Source organism: Cyanobium sp. CH-040, assembly GCF_024346135.1.
GTDB lineage: Bacteria > Cyanobacteriota > Cyanobacteriia > PCC-6307 > Cyanobiaceae > NIES-981.
Genome location: NZ_JAGQCJ010000002.1, coordinates 195457 through 213318 on the forward strand (window position 1 = coordinate 195457; position 17862 = coordinate 213318).

Below are 17862 nucleotides of genomic sequence, written 5' to 3' on the forward strand. Positions count from 1 at the left end.
CTAATGGCCACTGCCAGCCGCACCGACGCTGACGCGCGAACCGCGATCGCCGGCCACCACCTGGATGCCGCTGCGGATGCGCTCGCGCAGGGCGCCCACGTGGCTGATCAGACCGATCAGGCGCCCGCCCTCCCGCAGGCGGTCGAGTTCATCCATCGCCAGCTGCAGGTTGTCGGGATCGAGGCTGCCGAAGCCTTCGTCGATGAACAGGGCCCCGAGGCCCACGCCGCCGCTGTGGGCCTGCACCGTGTCGGCCACGCCCAGGGCCAGGGCCAGGGAGGCCTGGAAGGTCTCACCGCCCGAAAGACTCGCCACTTCCCGCTCCTCGCCGGTGTAGGCGTCCAGCACCCGCAGCCCCAGGCCCGCCTTGCTGCCCTTGCGCTGGTCGCTGTCGTCGCTGAGCCGCAGCTGATAGCGGCCGCTGGTCATCAGCGTCAGCCGGCGGTTGGCGTGGCCGCAGATCTCCTCCAGGTAGGCCGAGAGCACCCAGCGCTGCAGGGAGATGTGGGGATGGCTGCGGCCCAGGCAGCGGCCGGCCACGGCCGCCAGACGGTCCGCCCGGCCCTGGGCCTCCGCCAGCGCCGTGCTGCCGGCGCGGTGGCGCTGCGCCAGGGCCGCCAGCGCCTGATGGGTGGTGTCGGCGCGGGTGCGGCGCTCCAGGGCGGCCTTGCGTTGCCCGTCGGCCTGGGCCAGGGCGGCGGCGGCGGCGGCGGTGTCGGGGCGCTGCTCCGGCAGCTGCTGCAGGTCGGGCGCGGCCAGCACGCCCTCCAAGCGCTGGCGTTCCTGGCCGTGGACCTGGATCGCCTGCTCCCAGCCCTGGTGCACCGTGGGCTCCACCAGGGCGGCCTCGAGAGCCTCCAGGTCGTGGAAGCCGGCGGCGGCCAGATCGTCGCCCAGCCGCTTCCAGGCCTCCTGCCGGCGGCTTCGGGCCGCGGTGAGCGGCTCGAGCTGGGCGGCCAGCTGTTCGAGCGCCGGCACCAGCGCCTCCAGGGCCGCCAGGGCCTGGGCGGGATCGAGGGGCTCGGCGCCGTCGTTCTCGAGGCGGGCGGCGAGGCTGGCGCAGCGCTGCTGCTCGGCCCGCAGCCGTTCGGTGGTGGCCCCGTGCTGCTGCCGCAGCTCCTGCAGACGCTGCTGGTAGCTCTCCTGCTGCCGGCCGGTGGTCTGGACCGCCCCATCCCGCTGCGGCAGCAGCGCCGCCAGGGCCCGGGCCTGATCCAGGGCCGCCGTGGCGGTGGCCAGGGCGGTGCGGGCGGCCTGGGCCTCGACGCCGGCCTGCTGCTCCTCCAGGGACCCCCGTTCGGCCTGGCAGCGGGCCAGGGCGGCCTGGGCCTCTGCCCGCAGCTCCTCGGCGCGCACCACCTGGGCGCGGGCGTCCTCGAGCTCCGGACCGGCCACCGGCGTCTGTTCGGCGGCGGCCGGCCGGGGGTGCTGCCGGGATCCACACACCGGGCAGGGATCGCCCGGGGCCAGGCCACTGGCCAGCTGGGCCGCCATGCCCGCCAGCTGCCGCTCGCGCAGGGCCAGCTCCCGCTCCCGGCAGGCGATCAGCTCCTGCTGGGCCTGCTGCTGCCGCTGCAGCGCCTGCTGCTCGCGCTGGAGCAGGCGCTCCAGGGCCTCCACACTCCTCACCAGTGTTTCCGCCCGCTGGCGTTCCTGCTCCAGCCCAGGCAGGCGATCGGCTGCGGAGCGGGCCTCCTGGGCCTGCTGCCGCTCCACCGGCAGGCGGGCCTCACAGGCGGCCAGCAGCTCCTGCCCCTTCGCCAGCCTGGCCGTGAGCCCATCGAGCTCGGCCTGGGCGGTGGCCTGCTGGTGTCGCGCCTGAGCGAGCTCGGCCTGCAGGGCCAGCAGGGCCTCCAGCTGCACGCGGTGGGCGGCCAGGGCTCCGAGGGCTCCAGTGAGCACCGGCGGCGAGGGCAGCTGCAGCAGATCCAGCGCCACCACCACATCCGGCAGTCCAACGCCCTGGTCGCGGCAGCGCCGGGCCGTGGCGAGCAGTGCGGCGCCGCGCTGCTCCAGGGCGTGGCCGTGGCCGCTGGCCTCGCGCCAGGCCAGCAGGCTGGGCCGCAGCGCGTCGGCGCGCTGGGCCACGCCGAGGCTCTCCTGGAGGGTGGCGATGCGGGGGGCGTCCGCCTCCAGCTCCGCCAGGCGCCGCCGGGCGTCGGCGCGCCGGTCCCAGCGCTCGGCGGCGGCCAGCACCGAGAGCTGCTGGTGGCGCGCCTGCTCGAAGGCGGCATCACAGGCCTGCTGGCGCTGATCGGCCTGGGCCAGCTGGTCAGCGACGGCCTCCAGCAGCCCCTCCAGCTGCGCCTGGTCGGCCGGGGGGGCTGCTGGGGCATCGGCAGTGAGCCAGGGCTCCGCCAGGCGCCAGGCCTCCTCGCGCCAGCTCTCCAGCCGGCGGCGGCCATCGAGCAGTTCGCCCAGGGCCGCGCGCGCCTGCTCCTCCAGCCAGGCCGTGGCGCGTTCGTAGAGGCCGGTGTCGAAGAGGGTCTTGAGCAGGGCCTCGCGTTCCTCGGGCCGGGCGCGCAGCACCTCGGCGAAGCGTCCCTGGGGCAGCAGGATCACCTGGCGGAACTGGTCGGCGTCGAGGCCCAGCAGGTCCACCACCTCCCGCAGCACCTCGGCGGCACCGCTGGCGACCGCTTCCATTTCCCCGGACCTGACGCGGAACAGGGCGGCGCGGGCGTTGCGCTGGGTGGTGCCGCTGCCGCGCAGCTTCGCCACCTCGCAGGCGGCCTCACGCTCCACCCGCCAGCGGCCGGAGGGGGTGGAGAACTCCAGGGCCACCCGCGGCACCACCGTGGGGGCGGCGTGCTGCGAGCGCAGACCGCGCACGCTGCGCTCCCCCGACACCGTGCCGTAGAGGGCGTAGCAGAGGGCATCGAGGAGGTAGGTCTTGCCGGCGCCGGTGTTGCCGTGGATCAGGAACAGCCCATCGCGGGCGAGCGGGTCGAAGTCGATCGTCACCGCTTCGGCGTAGGGCCCGAAGGCCTCCAGCTCCAGCCGGTGGGGTTTCACGGGCGCCGCGCGGCCGCCTGGGCGAGGGCCTCGCGCAGCAGACGCTCCTCCTCCGGGTCCGGCACCCGGCCCTGCTGGTCAGCGAAGAAGGCCAGGGTGCGCTGCAGGGGATCGCTGGCCTGCAGGATCCGCTGGCTGCGTTCGCTGGCCGCCAGGGAGGCCCGCTCGGGCGGCTGGTGCCGCAGCTCCACGGCGTGGGGGAAGCGCTGCCGCAGCCGCGCCATGGCCTGCAGCGGCAGCTGCTCATCGGTGAGCAGGGCCCGCACCCAGGCCCCCCGGGCCTCCTCCAGCCGGGGATCGGCCAGCAGCTGCTCCAGCTCGCCCTCGAGCGTGCGCAGGGGCCGGCCCGCCTCCAGGGGCACCACCTCCACCGCGGGGTTGCCCCGGGCGTCGAGTTCCACCAGGCGCACGCTCTTGACGTGGTGCTGCTCGGAGAAGGAGTAGGGCAGGGGCGTGCCGCTGTAGGCCAGGCGGGGACCGTCGAGCTCCTGGGAGCCGTGCAGATGGCCCAGGGCCACGTAGTCGAAGCCGGCGAAGGTGGGCACCGCCACCGCCTCCGCATTGCCCACCGACAGATCCCGTTCCGATTCGCTGGTGCGCCCCCCGGCCACGAAGGCATGGGCCACCAGCACCGAGCGGCAGCCAGGACGGCGGGCCCGGTCGGCATGGATGGGCAGCAGGGCGCAGTCCATCGCCTGCTGATGATCGAGGCGCGCCGGGCGGGCAGCCGGCTGCAGCTCAGGACCGTCCAGCAGCGGTTCCAGGTAGGGCAGCGGGTACACCGCTACGGCCGCGCCGCCGTCGCGGGGCTGCACCAGCACCGGTTCGGCGGCCCGCTGCCAGCGGCCCCGGATGGTCACCCCCTGGGCGGCGAGCAGTTCGTCGTACACCGACACGCGCACGTGGGAGTCGTGGTTGCCGGCGATCGCCACCACCGCGGCGCCGGTGGCCCGCAGCCGCGCCAGGGTGTCGGTGAAGAGGCGCACGGCGTCGGCCGGCGGGATCGCCCGGTCGTAGAGATCCCCGGCGATCACCACCAGGTCCACGGCCGCCTCGCCGGCCAGGTCCACCAGCTGGTCCATCGCCCGGGCCTGCTCGTCCAGGAGCGGCAGCCCGTGGAACTGACGGCCGAGATGCCAGTCGGACGTGTGCAGCAGTCGCAAGGGGGCGGGACGGGGGTGGGCGGAACGGTGGAGGGGAAGGCGGCTCAGCCCCGGCTGCGGCGCAGCGCCAGGCCGGCCTCCACGGCCGTGCCCAGGGCCAGCAGCAGAAAACCCGCCAGACCCACCAGCTGGTTGCGCTGCAGCAGATCGGGCATCAGCACCGGATCGATGCCGGAGTCCTGCACGGCCCCGATGCCGAACCACAGGGCCGCGGCGGCGGAGGTGAGCCAGTAGGCCCGCCATCGCCGCTGGTAGATGTAGCCCGTGCCGAGGCCGGGCACGATGTTGAGCAGCACGGCCACCCAGCCGCTGGAGGCGGCCAGGATCTGCTCACGGCTGGGATGTCCGTCGCTGCCGGAGCCCTGAGCGACGGGCTGGGGGCTGCTCTCCATCACGGCGGCCGGGAACGGACGGACCCCCCATCCCTAGCGCAGCCCTGGCCCCGCCAGCGGCGAGCCCTGCACCTCAGCCGGCCAGCAACGCCTCCCACTGGCGCGCCAGGGCCCCTGGCAGCGGCCTGGGGCGGTAGTCGCGGGGATCGCTGGGCCCATGGCGGATCACGGCGTTCACCACCACGGCGGGGGTGGTGCCGCGGTTGATGGCGCCATGGGGCACCCCGGGGGGGATGCGCACCCAGGTGGGCTCGTCCTCCCGCAGGGTGATGCGGCGCAGCCGGCGGTCTTCCAGCACCAGCAGATCGAAGGCCCCCCGCAGCACGCGCAGCTGGTCGGTCTGGCGGCGGTGGCAGAAGAGGGTGCCGCTGGTGTCGGTGCCGATCTCGGCGATCAGGGTTTCGTCGCTGGGCAGGGGTTCGGAGAACAGGGTGGCGCCGGCGCGGTTGTGCGACACCGGTGCCAGCTCGATGCGTCGTGAGAGGGCCATGGTGGCGGATCTGAGTTCGTGAAGAATCACGACGAAATGGCGGTCATGGCGTGGCCACCGACACCAATCCCGCCCACGTGAGGAATGGCGCACATGCCGCCGGCCTGGCCATCCCCCATTCCCAAGCTGCCCCCTGTCCTCCCTGCGCCCATGGCCGCCCGGCTCGACCCCCTGCCCCTGGAGCAGCTGCCGGCGCTGCCGGCCCTACGGCTGGCGGTGGTGGGCCATGTGGAGGTGGTCACCTTCCTGGCCCTGGAGAGCCTGCCCCGCGCGGGTCTGGTGCAGACCGCCCGCGCCTGCCTCGACCTGCCGGGCGGCGCCGGGGCCGTGGCGGCGGTGCAGCTGGCCCGGCTCACCGGCGTGCCGGTGCGCTTCCACACGGCCCTGGGGCGTGACGCGGTGGGGGAACGGGCGGCCCAGGTGCTGAGCGAGCTGGGGCTCGATCTGCAGGTGGCCTGGCGCGACGCCCCCACGCGCCGGGGCGTGAGTCTGGGCGACCGCTCCGGTGAGCGCAGCATCGTGGTGATCGGCGAGCGCCTCAGCCCCCGCGCCGACGATCCGCTGCCCTGGCACGAGCTGGCGCGCTGCGACGGGGTGTTCGCCACCGCCGCCGATGTGGCGGCCCTGCGCCAGGCCCGCGCTGCCCGGGTGCTCACGGCCACGCCCCGGCTGCCCCTGCCGGTGCTCCAGGAGGCGGGCGTGGCCCTCGACGCTCTGATCGGCAGCGGTCTGGATCCGGCCGAGCGGGTGCCGCCGGGGGCCCTGCGGCCCGCCCCGGTCCTGCGCATCGCCACCGCCGGCGCCCAGGGAGGGATGGCCGAGCCCCTGGGTGCGTTCGCCGCGCCGCCCCGAGCCCGCCCGGTGGTGGACAGCTACGGCGCCGGCGACTGCTTCGCGGCAGGGGTGACCGCCGGCCTGGCCGCGGGCTGGAGTGCCCACCAGGCCATCAGCCTCGGCTGCCACTGCGGCAGCGCCTGCCTCGACGGCCTCGGCCCCTATGCCGGCCAGCTGCGCCGTGGCGCCGGTGGCTGGAGCCAGGAACCTCTGGGCTGAGGCAGGAGCGAGGCAGGCCAGGCTGGGCGCTGCGACGACGCGGGCAGGACTTGAGCGCAACCAGCGGACGGCGGGCGGTGATCGGCGTGATGGGTGCCGGCGATGGGGCAGGCACGGCGGCCCTGCGGCTGGCGGAGGAGCTGGGCGCCGCCATCGCCCGCCGGGGCTGGGCCCTGCTCAGCGGTGGGCGCCCCAGCGGCGTGATGGCGGCGGCCAGCCGCGGCGCCATGGCGGTGGAGGGCCATCTGGTGGTGGGCGTGCTGCCCGGCGACGGAAGCGGCGGCAGGGGAGAGGGCGCGACGGCGGAGCTGGATCTGGCGCTGTTCACCGGCATGGGCCTGGCCCGCAACGTGATCAACGTGCTCAGCAGCGACGTGGTGGTGGTGTGCGGGGGCGGCGGCGCCGGCACGGCGTCGGAGGCGGCCCATGCGCTCGGGGCGGGCCGGCCCCTGGTGCTGCTGGCTGTTCCGCAACCCTGGATCGCACTGTTCACAGGCCTCGATGCCGGCGTGGTGGTGTGCGCCACGGTGGAGGAGGCCATCGCCGCCATCGCCCGCCAGCTCAACGTTCCCGCCCAGCCTCCCTGCCGAGCCACAGCCGCTGTCAGCGCCGCTGGTGCCGCCGCCGCAGACCTGAAGGGCGAGCGCCTGCCGGTGGCCCTGGTGCAACTGCAGGCCGGGGAGGATGCCGCCGCCAACCGCCGTCAGGCCGAGGCCTGGCTGGAGCGGGCCGTTCGGCCACCGGCGGGCCGTCCGGCACCGCGGCTGCTGATGCTGCCGGAGATCTGGAACGCCCCCTACGCAGCGCAGCGCTTCGCCGCCTTCGCCGAACCGATCCCCGAGCCCGGCTGCTCCCTGCTCGACGGGCCCTCACCGTCGCTGGCGATGGTGGCGCGGCTGGCCCGGCGCCATGGCGTGGCGGTGATCGCCGGCTCGATCCCCGAGCGCGGCGCCGACGGGCGTCTCCACAACACAGCCACCGTGATCGATGGGCAGGGGCGGCTGCTGGCGAAGCACCGCAAGCTGCACCTCTTCGATGTGGATGTGCCCGGCGGCATCCGCTTCCGCGAATCCGACAGCCTCAGCCCCGGCGGCTCCATCACGGTGCTGCCGGGCGACGGTGACCCCCTGGCCACCGGCCTGGCCGAGCCGCCGAACCTGGGCCTGCTGATCTGCTACGACATCCGCTTCCCGGAGCTGGCCCTGCTGATGGGGCAACGCCATGGCTGCTCCCTGCTGGCCTGCCCGGCCGCCTTCAACACCACCACCGGCCCGCGCCACTGGCACCTGCTGATGCGGGCCCGTGCGGTGGACAGCCAGTGCTTCCTGCTGGCCTGCTCCAGTGCGCGGCCACCGGACGGCGAGGGCTACCCCAGCTACGGCCACTCGCTGGTGGTGGATCCCTGGGGCACGGTGATCGCCGAGGCCGGCACGGGCGAGCAGGTGCTGCACGCCGAGCTGGATCTGGCCCAGGTGGCCCTGGCCCGGCGGGCGATCCCCACCGGCGAGCAGCGCCGCGGCGATCTGTATCGGCTGGAGCCGGCGTGACTCCCGGCAGGGAACCTCACCGGTGAGCCGGTGCGAACAGCGACAGGCAGCGGCCGCGGGTCCTCCATAGGGTCTGGGAGTCCCCAGGCCGGCGCAGGCCCATGGAACGGTTCTTCCTGGAGCTCGACCCACCCGAGGAGGTGATGCGCAGCTGGCCCCACGTGGTGATCGTAGGGGGCGGCTTCGCCGGCCTCAAGGCCTGCCACGCCCTGGCCCGTCAGCCGGTGCGGGTGACGCTGATCGACAAGCGCAACTTCAACCTGTTCCAGCCGTTGCTGTATCAGGTGGCCTCGGGGCTGGTGAGCGAGGCGGATGTGGCCTCACCACTTCGGCAGATGGTGGGCCATGCCCCCAACATCCAGATCCTGCTGGGGGAGGTGACGGACATCGACCCCGACGCACGGGAGGTGGTGTTCAACGACCGGCGCTACGGCTACGACCAGCTGATCCTGGCCACCGGCTCGGGCAGCACCTACTTCGGCCGGGAGGAGTGGCGGCCGCTGGCGCCGCCGATGAAGATCCTCGAGCACGCCGATGAGATCCGCCGGCGGCTGCTGATGGCCCTGGAGGAGGCGGAGCAGACCCCAGACCCGCAGCGGCGCCGCTTTCTGCAGACGGTGGTGGTGGTGGGCGCCGGGCCGGCGGGCTGCGAACTGGCCGGATCGCTGATCGAGCTGATGCACCGGGCCGTGCGGCGCGAGTTCAAGCAGCTGCGCCAGGACGACTGCACGGTGGTGCTGGTGGACGTGGTGGACCGGGTGCTGCCCACCATGGCCGAACCGCTGGGGGCCGCCGCCGCCCGCTACCTGGAGGCCGCGGGGGTGGAGCTGCGCCTGGGGGCGAAGGTGGAGGCGATCGCGCCGGGCCGGGTGCGGCTGGCCGGGTCGGCGGGGGAGCAGGAGCTGGCGGCGGCCACGATCTGCTGGACCGCCGGCGTGCGCGCCTCCCGCCTGGGCCGGCTGCTGGCCGAGCGCTGCAGCTGCCCGGTGGACCGCGGTGGCCGGCTGGTGGTGGAGCCGGATTTCTCGATCCCTGGCCACCCGGAGATCCGCGCCGTGGGGGATCTCTGCAACTACGCCCACACCGAGGACGGCCGGCCGCTGCCGGGCATGGCCGGTCCGGCGGTGCAGATGGGCGGCTGGGTGGCCCGCGACGTGCTGGCCCGCCTGCAGGGCCGGCCGATGGCGCCGTTCCGCTGGGTCGACCTGGGCAGCATGGCGGTGATCGGTCCCTGGTATGCCGTGGCCGACCTGCGCGGCTGGCACGTGACCGGCCTGCCGGGCTGGATCCTCTGGGCCCTGGCGCATCTGGCCTTCATTCCCGACACCGAGAACCGCATCGCCCTGTTCAGCAAGTGGATGTGGCAGATCGCCACCCGCCAGCGCACCGCCCTGCTGATCACCGGCCGGCCCGACCAGCACATCGGCGTGGATGTGGGGCTGTACCGGGCGCCATGGAACGCGCAGGGCTCAGGAGAAGAGACGCAGGTCGTTCCCGCCCAGAGCGAGGCAGCCGCCTGAATGGAATCCCAGCGGGGCAACAGAGAGCCTCGCCACAGGGCCTAGAGCTTGCGGAGGCCAGCGGCTGTGGTGCGGATCGCCGCCAGCTCCTCATCAGGCAGCTTCTCCAGTTGCTTCATCACCAGGGCCATGCGCGGATTGCGGCGCAGCGATTCCTGGTGGCGGGCCAGGAAATCCCAGTAGAGGGCGTTGAAGGGGCAGGCGTCCGGCCCGCTGCGCTGCTTCACGTCGTAGCGGCAGCCCTTGCAGTAGGTGCTCATGCGGTTGATGTAGCTGCCGCTGGCGGCGTAGGGCTTGCTGGCCAGGCGGCCGCCGTCGGCGAACAGACCCATGCCCAGCACGTTGGTCTGCATCACCCAGTCGTAGCCGTCGATGAACATCCGCTGGAACCAGGCCGTGAACGACTGCGGATCGAGGCCCGCGATCAGGCCGTAATTCGCCAGCACCATCAGTCGCTGGATGTGGTGGGCATAGCCGCTGCTCTCCAACTCGCCGAGGACGGTGTCCATGCAGGCCATGCCGCTGCCCCCCAGCCGCTCCAGCCAGTCCGGCAGCGGCCCATTGGCGCCGAAGTGGTTGCTGGCCGTGTAGTCGGCCCCGAACCACCAGTAAAGGCCGTGGGTGTATTCGCGCCAGCCGAGGATCTGGCGGATCACCCCCTCCAGCCCCGCCAGCGGGCTGCGCCGCTCCCGCCCTGCTTGCTCCAGCCGCCGGATCACCTCCAGCGGTTGCAGCAGCCCCAGGTTCAGATAGGGCGAGAGCAGCGCATGCCAGAGGGTGGGCTCGCCGCTCACCATGGCGTCCTGGTAGGGCCCGAAGCCGTCGAGGCGGGTGGCGATGAAGTGCTTCAGCACCGCCAGGGCCTGCTCCCGGGTCACGGCCCAGCGGAAGCTGCGGGCATCGCCGGGCAGCCGCGGGCCGCCACCGGCCTCCAGGTCGTCCGCCAACCGCTCAACCTTGGCGATCACATCCGCGGTGATGGCGTCGGGCTCAAACCACAACGGCTCCGGCCCCTTGAGCCCCCTGGGCGGCGCCTTGCGGTTGGCCTGGTCGAAATTCCACTGGCCGCCCAGGGGCTGGCCCTCGCCGTCCATCAGCACGCCGAAGCGCCGCCGGCCCTCGCGGTAGAAGAGCTCCATGCGCAGCTGCTTGTACGGATGCGCCCAGGCGGCGAAGTCGTTCCGGCTCCACAGGAAGGCGTTGGAGGCGTGCCACACCAGCCGCGGAGCACCGGCGCCCATGGCCTCCACCGCCGCCACGATTGACGCACGGAACGGCCGCTCCGCCGGCTCCATCAGGTGCAGCTCGGTGATGCCGTGCTCGGCGATCCAGGCCGCCAGCCCGGCGCGGAAATTCTCCACCTGGCGGTGATCCACCGTCCAGCCGGCCACCGCCAGCTCGGCGGCGAAGTGGCGCATCGCGCTCCACACCAGCACCAGCTTCTGGCGGTGGCAGCGACGCGCCCGAGCCGACGAGGTGCTCTCGAGCAGCAGCACCCGCGGCGAAGCCGGCTCCGCTGCCGCCAGGGCGGCCTGGGCCGCCGACAGCTGGTCGCCCAGCACCCAGATGCCCTTCACGGCCGGCAGATCACCTGCGGTTCAGCGCCACGGTGCCCGAGCGGACCGTCAACGGTGAAAGCGGGGGTCGGTCTCCAGCCAGCGCTCCAGCGCCGCCAGCCCCTCGATCAGCGCCCACACGCTCAGGCCCAGCACCAGCAGTCCGCCGGCCGCCATCACGACCGCCATCACCAGGGGAATCGCCGCCAGCGCCACCAGCGGGAACACCACCAGGCCGCCGATGGCCGCCAGCCCCAGCACCGGCGCCACCAGCGCCGATGGCGGACCACTTCTCCAGGACTGGATCGGGGCCATGGGATCAGCACCGCGGATACTGGCTCATTCTGGGGCCGCAGGACCTGTCGAGGAGGGCGGAGAACCGCCCGAGCCGGCCGCCGGATGCGGGACTCGCATCAGGGCCTGGATGCCTAGGGTCGGCGCAGCGAGCGCCGCTGCCGATGCGCATCACCATCGTGGGCTGCGGCTACGTGGGCACCGCCCTGGCCCGCCACTGGCGCCACGATCCCCAGGTGCGGCTCACCGTCACCTGTACGCGAGAGGAGCGCCGGTCGCAGCTGGCACCCCTGGCCGAGCGGGTGGAGGTGTTGCGGGCAGGAGACGGGCCGGCGCTGCGGCTCGCTCTGCAGGACGCTGAGGTTGCGGTGTTCTGCCTGGCCCCCACGGGCGATCGGCTGGTGAGCGCCGACGCCTACGGCGCCACCTACCGCGACAGCTTCAGCGCTCTGGCCGCTCTGGTGGATGAGCTGCCGAACCTGCGCCAGATCGTCTACACCGGCAGCTGCTCGGTCTACGGGGATGCCGGCGGTGGCTGGGTGGACGAGAGCACCCCGGCCGCACCCCGCGACGACCACGGCCGGGTGCTGCTGGAGAGCGAGGAGCTGCTGGGCCGCTGCCGCGCTCCGGGGCGCCGCGTGTGCGTGCTGCGGCTTGGAGCGATTTACGGCCCCGGCCGGGAGCTGGGCGAGCGCTTCCGCCCCCTGGCCGGCAGCACCCGCCCCGGCGATGGCCGTCAGCACAGCAGCTGGATCCACCGCGACGACGTGGTGGGCGCCATCGCCGCCGCCGTCAACGGCGGCTGGGACGGGTTGGTGAACCTGGTGGACGACGAACCGCTGCCGGTGGCCGATCTGCTCGACCGGGTGCTCGCGGCCGGCGCTCTGGAACCGGTCCGCTGGCATCCGGCCGCCGCCACCGGCACCAAGCCGGCGGATCGGCGTGTGAGCAACCGCCGCCTGCATCAGCTCGGCCACCGGCTGCGCCATCCACGGGTGCAGGTGCCGCTGCTCAAGCGCATCGATCAGACCCTGTTCGATGCGCTGGCCTCCCAGTCCCGCGAGGCGCCCCGGGGCCGCTGCAACCACAACCTGCACCAGGAGAGCGATCTGGTGCAGCGCTTTCTGAACGTGCTGCAGCCGGGCACCTACGTGCGCCCCCACCGCCACCAGCGCGAGCAGCCGGGCACGGGCTTCGAGTGCTTCCTTGTGCTGCAGGGGGCGGTGGGGCTGCTGGTGCTCGACGCGGCCGGCGCGGTGATCAGCCGCCAGCGCCTGGAGGCCGGCGGAGCCCTGCGGGGCGTCGAACTGGCCGAGGGGCAGGTGCACACCCTGGTGGCCCTGGAGCCGGACACCGTGCTGTTTGAGCTCAAGCAGGGCCCCTACATCCCCAGCGCCGACAAGGACTTCCTGTCCCAGTTCCCCGCCGAGGGCACACCGGCGGCCGAGGCCCAGGAGCGCTGCTGGCGGGCGCTGTTCGAGGAGGAGGAGAACGCCGATCCGTAACGAAGCGTGCCGTCCTGGTCTGCCCATCCCCACACGGACTGTCCGCCAGCTTCGGTCTGCATAGGTTGAAGACAGAGCACTCTCACCCTGGTCCAAGGGGCTGAGACACGCAGAGGGCACCATGGAACAGATCACCCCGCAGGGCCTGCAGGTCGCCCAGGACCTCGGCCAGCGCCACGGGTTCAGTGCCGGCGCCGTGGCACACCTGATGCAGGCGATGCTGCGCAGCCGCGGCGGCATGGCCCAGTTCAACCACCCCGAATTCGGCGGCTCCGGCCAGTGGATGCCCGGCGGCATGCTGATGATCAGCGACATGTTCAACAACGCCCTCAAGGCCCGCGTCGACGGGCTCTGCCGGGACGTCTCCGCCGTGCTGGCCTCGCAGCCGATGTCGGCGCCAGCGGTGAGCCACAGCTTCCAGCAGCAGAGCGGCGGCGGGTTCCAGCAGCAGAGTTCCGGCGGAGCCGCTGCCGCAGCCATGCCCGGCATGGCCCCCATGGCGTCGATGGCCCCGATGCCCGGCATGGCTCCGATGGCGTCATCCCCGGCAGCGCCGCTGTTCGTTCCCGATCCCCGCGACACCTGGTGGCCGCCGGAACTCGGCACCCCCAGCGCCAGCGGTGAGCAGAACAGCGTGCGCTATGCCTTCTTCCCCGGCAGCGGCCGCCTGGCGGTGGATGTGAACGGCCAGGTGAGCGTCTACGACACCGGAGGGCAGCACATCGCCGGCTTCGGCCAGCAGCAGGCCGGCGGCGGCGTGGTGTTCACGACCCCTGCCGGCCATGTGAGCCTCAGCAGCTTCTCGCCCGCCGGCGGCTTCAGCCAGCAGCAGCAGAGCGGCGGCGGCTCCCAGCAGCAGAGCACCGGTGGCGGCTGGCAGCAACAGAGCAGCAGCGCCGCCAGCGTTTCGCAGGCCGCAGCGACAACGCCCATGCCGCCCATGGGATCGATGCAGCCACCGGCCGGGATGTCCATGGCGCCGATGTCGCCGATGGCACCGATAGCGCCCCCGCACGCCTGGTGGCCCGCCGAGCTCGGCACGCCAGCTTCCAGCGGCGCCCAGAACGACCTGCGCTATGCCGTGTTCCCGGCGATCGGCCGGCTGGCGGTGGAGCAGGGCGGCCGCTGCCGGGTGTTCGCCGTGGGGCCAGAGCAGATTCGCGGCGTGGCGGTGCAGAGCGACAGCGGTGCCCTGATGGTCGCGACGGCCGACGGCGAACGGCCCCTGGACCAGTTCCCGCAAGTCACCCCGGCTGCCGAGCCGGATGATCCCTATGCGGCCCTGGAGCGCCTGGGAGAGCTCAGGGCCAAGGGCATCCTCACCGAGGAGGAATTCGACCGCAAGAAGGCCGACCTGCTGGCGCGTCTCTGACGTCCCGGCTGACGCCGGCCATCAGGCCGTGCCGAACGCCACCTGGCAGGCGGCGTTGAGCAGTTCGGCCTCATCCCGGGTTCGGGGATTGCGGCCGTCCAGGGTGCCCCGGTCGCAATCGGCCGTGATCTCGACCTCGTCGTTGTTGGCGATCACCGAGAACGTGGTCGACTGGGTGCCGACCGGACGGATCGATCCGTAGAGCAGCTGATAGTTCGTGTTGGGAACCACGATGTAGGTGGTGTGGCTGCTGACGGCGTTGTCCACGGCCGCATTGATGATCGCCGCGGTGGCCAGGGTGGAGACGCCCCAGGCGGCGGCACTCGGCCCCCACCAGTTCCAGCGTGGGGTGGACCAGCCGCCGTACCACCCCCACGACCAGGGGCGGGCCGGGCCCCAGCCGGGACGGGCCCAGCCGGGATAGCGGTACCAGCGGTCCCAGTCACGACTGGCCCGGCGCCAGCGGTCGTCGCGGCGGTCGGCTGCGCGATCCCAGCGGTCGTCCCGCCGGTTGCCGGCCCGATCCCAGCGGTCGTCGCGGCGGTTACCGGCCCGATCCCAGCGGTCATCCCGCCGGTCGAGCCGCTCCTGCCGGGCGCGGTCGTTGTCGCGATTGCGGTTGCGGTCGCTGCCACGGTTGCGCTCGTCGCGCCGGGCCCGGTCCGCGTTGCGGTTGCGTTCGGCATTGCGGTTTCGCTCGGCATTGCGGTTGCGGTCAGCGCTGCCGGTGCGGTCCAGTGAGGGGGTACCCCGTCCCCGGCTGTTGCCGGTCCATCCACCCCGGGGTTCCCTGGAGCCGCGTCCCATGCCCGGCGAGGCGGTGCGGAAGCCGGTGTTCTTGTTCGAGCGGCGGGCCTGTCCACCGCCACCGCCACCACCAGTCAGGTTGCCGCCAGCGGAACGGCGGTTGCTGCCACCACCGCTGCCACGGCCCCCGCCACGGTTGCCACTGCCACGGTTGCCACTGCCACCGCCACCGCTGCGCTGGCTGAGCAACTGCTCGGCGGACGAGGGGCTGCCCGCCGCCGCCCAGGTGGGTGCGCTGGGCAGGGCGGGAATCACCAGAACCCCCGCAAGCACGAGGGCGGGAAGGGAGAGGGTCTTCACTTCAGCCCCTCGCAGCCTTCGTCATAGCAGGTGAGGATCACCCGGCCATCGGCGCCGAAGCGAACACCCACCAGATCGCGGCCCTCCAGAGAATCCACGCGCTCCTCACGAACGCTGTTGAGGTGATTGGGATTGATCACGCAGAGATCGCGATCGTCGTAACAGATCGTGTTCGTGGAGAAGCGTGCCCCGGCGGACTTCACCTGCCGCCACCGGCCCGAGGGGGCATCGAGGATGCCCATCCGCAACGGCGGATCGCTCACCCGGATCACCTCCACCCGGGAGCCGATCGTGTGCCGGTACACCGTGGAGTCGCCCTCATCGGTGACCTCGACCACACAGTCCTGAGGGGCGCCGCCCCGGATCGTGCAGGTGGTCTCCAGGCGGTAGAGGGTCGTGCCCTGGGCCGCGGACGGCTGGGCGCAGAAGGGTATGGCGACACCAGCGCACAGAACCATCAGCGCCATCGATCGGACGCGGAACTGCATAGACACAGGGCAGGAACGCTGCTGAAGAACTGGACCCTTGATCGTTGACAGGAACCTCAGCCCCGGCAACGGTTTGTTGCACTCGGCCATACATCGCCGGCGAGCTCAGGCTGCGGAGAGCCCCGGCCTTGCAGACGAGGCGATCTCCGCGCCGGTGTCCTCCACCAGCCGGCAGACCCGCCGGGCCAGGGCGGTGGCGTAGAGGCGGTCCACGGCGCCGGCTTCGGGACTGATTCTGAGGCTGCGGCAGTCCACCACCAGCCGCTCCCGCTGGCCGCTCTGATCGGCCACCCGCAGCCGCAGCTGCCAGTGGTGCTGGGCGCTGCGGGTGATCTGATCGGCGCACACCGGCCCCACGCACAGCCCGGGGGCCGCCCCCGCCGCCCCGCGCAGGGGAAGCGGCGACAGCAGCACCCCCAGCAGCAGGGCGAGCAGCAGCAGCGGCAGCCAGAGCCGCCTCAACTGGCCAGCTCCGCGGGCAGCTCGGCGGGCAGCTCGGCCTCGGGGTGGAAGTACTCCCACACCTGGCGGGCCAGGGCGGGCCCCACGCCCGGCGCCGCACTCAGGCTGTCCACGCTGGCCAGCTGGATGGCGTCGACGGAGCGGAAGTGGGCCAGCAGCTCCCGGGCCCGCTTCGGCCCCAGACCGGGGATGTCGGTGAGGCGGGAGCGGGTCATGCGCTCGCCGCGCTGCTGCCTGTGGAAGCTCACCGCGAAGCGGTGGGCCTCGTCGCGCAGGCGGCGCAGGAGCTGCACGCCCAGCTGCTCCGGGTCACTCTCCAGTGGCTGACCGGCACCGGGAAGAAACACCTCCTCCCGCTGCTTGGCCAGGGAACAGACCACCAGATCCTCGGCCAGATCAAGCTCCCGCAGCGCCTCCATCACAGCCGAGAGCTGGCCCTTGCCGCCGTCGATCATCACCACGTCCGGCCAGTCCCCCATGCCGTCGGTGTGCAGGGTGGTGGCCCCGCGGCGACGCAGCTCCGCCAGGTCGGCCCCCTCCGCCTTGGCCTGGGCCCAGCGCCGGAACCGGCGGCGCATGATCTCGGCCATGGCCATGAAGTCATCGGAGTGGCCGGCACGGATCGAACTGCTGCGGATCCGGTACTTGCGGTAGTGCTGCTTGGCCGGCAGGCCGTCGATGAACACCACCTGGGAGGCCACTGCGTCGCTGCCCTGGATGTGGCTGATGTCGTAGCCCTCGATCCGCCGCGGCGCTGTGGTGAGTTCGAGCAGCTGGGCCAGATCCTCGGTGGCCAGCAGGTTCTGCTCGCTGGCGCGCTGGGCGCGCTGCAGCTCGTAGCCGGCGTTGCGCACCACCAGCTCGATCAGCTCGGCCTTCTGCTGCCGCTGGGGCACGGCCAGCCGCACCCGCCGGCCCCGCTGCTCGCCCAGCCAGTCCTCGATCAGGCGCTGCTGGGGCAGGGCGTGCTGCAGCAGCAGTTCCGGGGGAATCTCCACCCCCTCCACCTGGCTGTAGTGCTCCTCGATCACACGCTGCAGGATCAGGCCGGGCGTGTCGGTGGCACCCTCGGCGTCCGCCAGGTAACCCAGGCGCCCCACCAGCTTCCCTGCCCGCATCTGGAACAGCTGCACCGCCGCCACCCGTCCGTCGGCCGCCAGGGCGATCACATCGCGGCTCACCGAGCTGTCGCCCACGCTCATCTTCTGGTCGGCGGTGAGGGCGTCGAGCCCCTGGATCTGGTCCCGCACCCGGGCGGCGCTCTCGAAGTCGAGCCGCTCGGCGTAGCGCTCCATCTGCTCGCGAAGCAGCGTCACCAGCTCGTCGTTGCGGCCCTGGAACACCATCGCCACCTGGCGCAGGGTGCAGTGGTAGTCCTCGGAGCTGATCTTCTCCTGGCACACCCCGGGACAGCGCCCGATGTCGTAGTTGAGGCAGGTGCGGTCGCGGTAGAGCGGCTGGGGCCGCTGACGCAGGGGAAACACCCGCTTCACCAGCGCCAGGGTGCGGCGCAGCAGGCCCACGTCCACGTAGGGGCCGTAGAAGCGGTCGAGGGGCGAGCGGAAGCGGCGCCGGCGGGTGATGAACAGGCGTGGATAGGCCTCGCTCCAGGTGATGCACAGATAGGGATATTTCTTGTCGTCCTTGAGCAGGACGTTGAAGTGCGGCTGGTTCTGCTTGATCAGGTTCGATTCCAGTGCCAGCGCCTCCGCCTCGCTGTCGGTGACGATGAACTCGATCTCCGCCACCTGCCGCACCATCAGCCTGATGCGGGGGCTGTGGCCGTGGGCGTTGCCGCTCTGGAAGTAGCTGCGCACCCGGCTGCGCAGCACCTTGGCCTTGCCGATGTAGAGGATGCGGTCCTCCACGTCCCGCATCAGGTAGCAGCCGGGCTCGCC

15 protein-coding genes are annotated in these 17862 nt (G+C 72.9%); 5 read left to right on the forward strand and 10 right to left on the reverse strand.

What is annotated here, in order from left to right; genetic code table 11:
* From KBY90_RS03810 to KBY90_RS03825, 4 genes are all read right to left on the reverse strand, one after another.
* Complete coding sequence (locus tag KBY90_RS03810) at positions 1–3015, reverse strand: AAA family ATPase (protein ID WP_254967131.1); 3015 nt, start codon at positions 3013–3015, stop codon at positions 1–3.
* On the reverse strand, positions 3012–4178 hold the full coding sequence (locus KBY90_RS03815) for an exonuclease SbcCD subunit D (protein WP_254967133.1): 1167 nt from the start codon (positions 4176–4178) through the stop codon (positions 3012–3014). The genes KBY90_RS03810 and KBY90_RS03815 overlap by 4 nt, the downstream gene beginning before the upstream one ends.
* Before the next feature lie 44 nt (positions 4179–4222).
* Complete coding sequence (locus KBY90_RS03820; protein WP_254967134.1) at positions 4223–4570, reverse strand: hypothetical protein; 348 nt, start codon at positions 4568–4570, stop codon at positions 4223–4225.
* Positions 4571–4643: 73 nt separating this feature from the next.
* Positions 4644–5060 (reverse strand): cupin domain-containing protein, encoded by a 417-nt coding sequence (locus tag KBY90_RS03825; RefSeq protein ID WP_254967135.1) that lies wholly within the window; start codon positions 5058–5060, stop codon positions 4644–4646.
* Positions 5061–5210: 150 nt separating this feature from the next.
* On the opposite strand from KBY90_RS03825, the gene KBY90_RS03830 reads away from it, so the two are divergent.
* The 3 genes from KBY90_RS03830 to KBY90_RS03840 all read left to right on the forward strand — a co-directional run bounded on the left by KBY90_RS03830 (position 5211) and on the right by KBY90_RS03840 (position 9180).
* Positions 5211–6113: a PfkB family carbohydrate kinase gene (locus KBY90_RS03830; protein WP_254967136.1), complete on the forward strand. Its 903-nt coding sequence runs from the start codon at positions 5211–5213 to the stop codon at positions 6111–6113.
* A 50-nt stretch (positions 6114–6163) separates the two neighbouring features.
* Positions 6164–7660 carry a nitrilase-related carbon-nitrogen hydrolase gene (locus tag KBY90_RS03835; protein WP_254967137.1) on the forward strand — a complete coding sequence of 499 codons (1497 nt, stop codon included), beginning with the start codon at positions 6164–6166 and terminating at the stop codon, positions 7658–7660.
* 101 nt (positions 7661–7761) lie between these two features.
* Entirely contained in the window at positions 7762–9180 is a 1419-nt protein-coding gene (locus tag KBY90_RS03840; protein WP_254967138.1) for an NAD(P)/FAD-dependent oxidoreductase, read from the forward strand.
* A gap of 41 nt (positions 9181–9221) precedes the next feature.
* On the opposite strand, the gene KBY90_RS03845 is transcribed toward KBY90_RS03840, so the two are convergent.
* On the reverse strand, positions 9222–10757 hold the full coding sequence (locus KBY90_RS03845; RefSeq protein ID WP_254967139.1) for a cryptochrome/photolyase family protein: 1536 nt from the start codon (positions 10755–10757) through the stop codon (positions 9222–9224).
* Between the two features lie 48 nt (positions 10758–10805).
* On the reverse strand, positions 10806–11051 hold the full coding sequence (locus KBY90_RS14960; protein ID WP_261353023.1) for a glypican: 246 nt from the start codon (positions 11049–11051) through the stop codon (positions 10806–10808).
* 143 nt (positions 11052–11194) lie between these two features.
* On the opposite strand from KBY90_RS14960, the gene KBY90_RS15060 reads away from it, so the two are divergent.
* Together KBY90_RS15060 and KBY90_RS03865 are read left to right on the forward strand one after the other, a co-directional pair.
* A complete protein-coding gene (locus tag KBY90_RS15060; RefSeq protein WP_315858705.1) occupies positions 11195–12535 on the forward strand; it encodes a WbuC family cupin fold metalloprotein in 1341 nt (446 codons plus the stop codon).
* 121 nt (positions 12536–12656) lie between these two features.
* Positions 12657–13907, forward strand: coding sequence for an SHOCT domain-containing protein (locus KBY90_RS03865; RefSeq protein ID WP_254967140.1), 1251 nt, complete (start codon positions 12657–12659; stop codon positions 13905–13907).
* Between the two features lie 21 nt (positions 13908–13928).
* Here the strand turns inward: KBY90_RS03865 and KBY90_RS03870 are convergent, their stop codons facing one another.
* From KBY90_RS03870 to uvrC, 4 genes are all read right to left on the reverse strand, one after another.
* A complete protein-coding gene (locus KBY90_RS03870; protein WP_254967141.1) occupies positions 13929–15014 on the reverse strand; it encodes a hypothetical protein in 1086 nt (361 codons plus the stop codon).
* Positions 15011–15481, reverse strand: a complete 471-nt coding sequence (locus tag KBY90_RS03875; RefSeq protein WP_254967142.1) for a hypothetical protein — start codon at positions 15479–15481, stop codon at positions 15011–15013. Before KBY90_RS03875 ends, KBY90_RS03870 begins: the two co-directional genes overlap by 4 nt.
* 126 nt (positions 15482–15607) lie before the next feature.
* Complete coding sequence (locus KBY90_RS03880) at positions 15608–15964, reverse strand: hypothetical protein (RefSeq protein ID WP_254967143.1); 357 nt, start codon at positions 15962–15964, stop codon at positions 15608–15610.
* Positions 15961–17841: an excinuclease ABC subunit UvrC gene (uvrC, locus tag KBY90_RS03885; protein WP_254967144.1), complete on the reverse strand. Its 1881-nt coding sequence runs from the start codon at positions 17839–17841 to the stop codon at positions 15961–15963. Before uvrC ends, KBY90_RS03880 begins: the two co-directional genes overlap by 4 nt.
* Positions 17842–17862 lie beyond the last annotated feature (21 nt).